Genomic DNA, 3,749 nt, shown 5'->3' on the forward strand with positions numbered 1-3,749 from the left:
TGACCATCCTTGAAGGTTACTTTAATGCCTTCGATGATATTTCCGTTGTAGCTAAGTGGTTTTGTAGAGGTTACATAGCCCTCTGCACGACGGAAGTCAGGAGCCGTAAAGACTTCTTCTGTCGGCATATTTGGTAAGAATTCTTCGCCCTGTGCATTGATAGCGCCAGCTGATTCCCAAACGTGATTCTTAGGCAAGCCAAGTGTCAAATCTGTCCCTGGCGCTGTGTAGTGAAGGGCTGAGAATTGTTCTTTATTGAGCATTTCTGCCTTGCTCTTAAGGATAGCAGCATGCTCTTCCCAAGCTTTAACAGGATCTTCTTCGTAGACACGGCAAGTTTTGAAGATCTGATCCCAAAGGAGGTCCACTGCTTCTTCATCGCTCGCAGCATTTGGAAAAACCTTCTTAGCCCACTCAAGCCCTGCTGCAGCTGCTACAGTCCAGCTAACCTTGTTGGATTGCGTTGCGATACGCATTGGCTTCATCGCAAGTCCCATAGCTTTGGCAGAAGCTGAAAGCTTGTCAGCATCCACTCCGTTCAAGGCACCTGGGTCAGAAGAACGGACACCGAGACGGCTAGCCTTGTTTTCCAAGAGGTAGTTCATCTCAGCAATCTTGTATTCTGGCACATTGTTCAGACGCTCTATCGGCGCGTGGAGGAATTTCTCACGGTTGATGATATCATCTGTCCACTGAACAATAACCTCATGAGCACCCAAGGCATAAGCTTCTTTCACGATCAAATGCGCCAACTCACGTTGCTCCACATCGATAGAAAGAGCCAAGGTGTGACCAGGTTGCACGTTAATTCCATTCGCAACCAACAATTTCGCATATTTTTCTAGATTTTCTTTAAAATTTGGTAAAACCATTCTATTCTTCCTTTTCTTTTGTTATTTTTCCTTCAAAGCAGAAAATAATCCTGCTAAAGCAATGGCACCAGACAAGAGCGCTGTCGATAGAATAATTGTTTCATCTGCCAGCTCTAGCTGATAGTCAAAAATCTTTTCAGCAGGTTTATCTTCCGCAAAAATTCTTAGTTTCATCAAATGTCCCCCATTACTAGTATATCACATATATTAGCATTTTAAAAAACAAGCTCATTAAAGCTTGTTTTTATTTAACTATCACAAAAGTCGTGTACATATCTTTCCACTTCTTTTTCCATAAATTGAATCTCACAAATACCCCATTTATCATTCTTTACCGTTACATCTGCCATCATCTGTAATTTTAAACTCTGGCGATTGAAAATTCCTTCCCACTGTTTATATTTTGCACTTGGAACTAAATTTCCAAACTTCGAATTTTGACTATCTGTAATGATACAGAGATTCCCAAAGGAGTGCAAAAATTTATCATCAATTTTTTCAACTCTTTCATCACTATTTGGATGTTGTGGAAACCAATGCTCTATAGAACGACGATATGTAAATTTGAAATCTTCAAACTTAACATCGTATGCTTTCTTTAATTCTTCACGATTTTTCCATAAAACATAATCTACAAAGTTAAAAGCATAAACAGGAATTGCACCATATTTCTTAATTCTTCTATCCTCAGTAAACAGTCTTTCTTCTGCATACGTCACTGCCATTTTTTCAAGAAATTCTTTAAAATGAGCACCAAATTCTTGATCATTTAGTTCTTCAATATGTCTGAAGAGAAATTGAAAAATCTCATATAACCAACGACTATCACGATTAGCAGTAAAGGTCACAGCAAACATAGATTGAAGGAGGATAATGTTTTTGTTAATTTCCGAATCTGAAAATGTATTCTTAGTAAAGCGTTCTTCAACTATGTAATGCTCTTTCGCTTTTCCATTAGGTTGATATTCATAATAAGTTCCCTTCTGCAAAAACCATTCATCCTTATTTCTGCTTGAAGAATCCATATTTGAATTTCTAACGATGTAATTATCAAAAATATGTTTTATTTTAAGAAGAAATTCACTGAATTCAATAATCCAAGTCTTATTTTTATTTTTTATATCAAATAGGGCTAAAAGTTTCTTGTCGTCTAACTGAACCTCATTGGTATCCTTACCTTCCCAAATTGCCAATACATGGAGTAGGAAGGTTGGAAAATCGATAACTTGGGTATAATCACCAAAATCTTTTTCTACTTCTATATTTTTTTCATTTATCTTTTTTCCTAATATATCTGATAACTTTCTTCTTTCATTTTGATAAAAATCAATATCATCATAAATATTATGAAATGAGTAATTTGTAAAATGCCATCCAAAAATACGTTCGCGTTCTTGAAAATCATCTGCTCTCTTCCGTCGCATCTTAAATTGACTTGATACCGGCTTATCAAATTCCGCACAGGCATCCCAAATTCTTGCAAATTTTTGTGCCATTTCTTGATCTGCACCAAACTTGGCCATCATTTGCGCCTTAAGGATCTCATGAGCCTCTAGTTGTTCTCCACGAGAGTTGAAACGTTCGAAATAAAGATTTAAGTCTAAATCTTCAGAAAGTATACTCCGAAAAATAATAACTTTATCAAAAAGATAATCAACGAAAGACTGAGGATTAAGGTGACGCTCCTCTAGCACTTTTTTCAATGCGTCTTTAGCATGTCCGTAACCTCTAGTTAATTCATTTTCATCGTCCTCAGAGATTTTTTCCTTAGTAAATAGTTTTTGAATATTCTCATTTGATTTCTTCCTAGCTGGAAAGGTAAGATTGACAGCTTTCAATAGATCAAAACCAAACTCATGCTTCAAAGCTAAGGCAATCAAATTAAGGGCTGTTGTCCGTTGTTGCCCATCTATGATTTTGAAAATGTCATTCTCTTTATTAACGACTAATGTTCCAATATAGTAATTGTCTCTATTTTCTTGAAAAGCATCTGCTACGTCGTTCAATAACTGCTCAATTTCATCATAAGTCCAGGCAAAATTTCTCTGATAAAGAGGAATAGCATAGGTATCTTCATTTAACAGACGATTAACAGATAAGCTTATATGCGTTTCTACCATTTATCTTTTTCCTCTTCTATAATCTTGTCCACAGTATAATTTTCAAATAACTCTCTATCTATCTTTATCATGAAATCATTCGGAGTGACGGCATGAGATAAAAGTTGAAATAGCTTTTGAACCTCTTTTTGTCTAAACCTTCCACCAGCAGCATAGTTCCCAACCGTCGCATCATATATGGCTTTAGATTTAACTCGAGGGTAGTAAGACCAAATAAACAAGGTCTCTACTATCTCCTTTGATAGCTCCTCTTTTCCAAATCTATCTGCGAAAAGCGAGCAAATATTTAGGAATATATTGTGACACTTGAGATAGCGACCCTTTGAGCTATTGTAAATGTTTAACATACCTTCTGGGTAAGCTAAATTTTGTTCTTCTTCCTCTAACTCATTAGAGACTCCAAACTTTTTATTTAAAAAATTTTTATGAACTTTAATAGTTTCATGAGAAGATTCAATATACTCAAAAAATTTACTTCCATCAATTATTGGCATAGTAATTGACATAGGGAGTTTTTCAATATGACGATACAATTCTAGGTATGGAAAGTTCTGATTCAAATCAACGCCTTTAAAGTCGTCAATAAAATCCTCTGTAAAACGGAGATAAGAGCCATAACGCTTGTTTGTTAATCCTGTCTCTCCTCGCGACCAACGTCTCATACGAAAAAGATGTTTATCAAACAACTCTTTGAGACTTAACTCTTTATCCTCTACAAATTGCTCCCACTTTTCAACAATTCTTTCATCTTCGGAAT

Annotated in this window: 4 protein-coding genes; all 4 read right to left on the reverse strand. The window is 35.9% G+C overall.

Going from position 1 to position 3,749, the window contains the following annotated elements; translation table 11 throughout:
- Positions 1 to 872, reverse strand: an 872-nt coding sequence (locus GMD6S_RS08490; protein WP_000243905.1) for an aminopeptidase, incomplete at its 3' end; no start/stop codon positions are given.
- 21 nt (positions 873 to 893) lie between these two features.
- A complete protein-coding gene (locus GMD6S_RS08495; protein ID WP_000776613.1) occupies positions 894 to 1,046 on the reverse strand; it encodes a hypothetical protein in 153 nt (50 codons plus the stop codon).
- Positions 1,047 to 1,120: 74 nt separating this feature from the next.
- The gene (locus tag GMD6S_RS08500; RefSeq protein ID WP_000230428.1) at positions 1,121 to 2,992 is read right to left on the reverse strand and encodes a GmrSD restriction endonuclease domain-containing protein; all 1,872 of its coding nucleotides are present in this window, start codon (positions 2,990 to 2,992) and stop codon (positions 1,121 to 1,123) included.
- Positions 2,986 to 3,749, reverse strand: a 764-nt coding sequence (locus tag GMD6S_RS08505) for a DUF7834 domain-containing protein (RefSeq protein ID WP_000309922.1), incomplete at its 5' end; no start/stop codon positions are given. The genes GMD6S_RS08505 and GMD6S_RS08500, both read right to left, overlap by 7 nt.

Source organism: Streptococcus sp. GMD6S, from assembly GCF_000297015.1.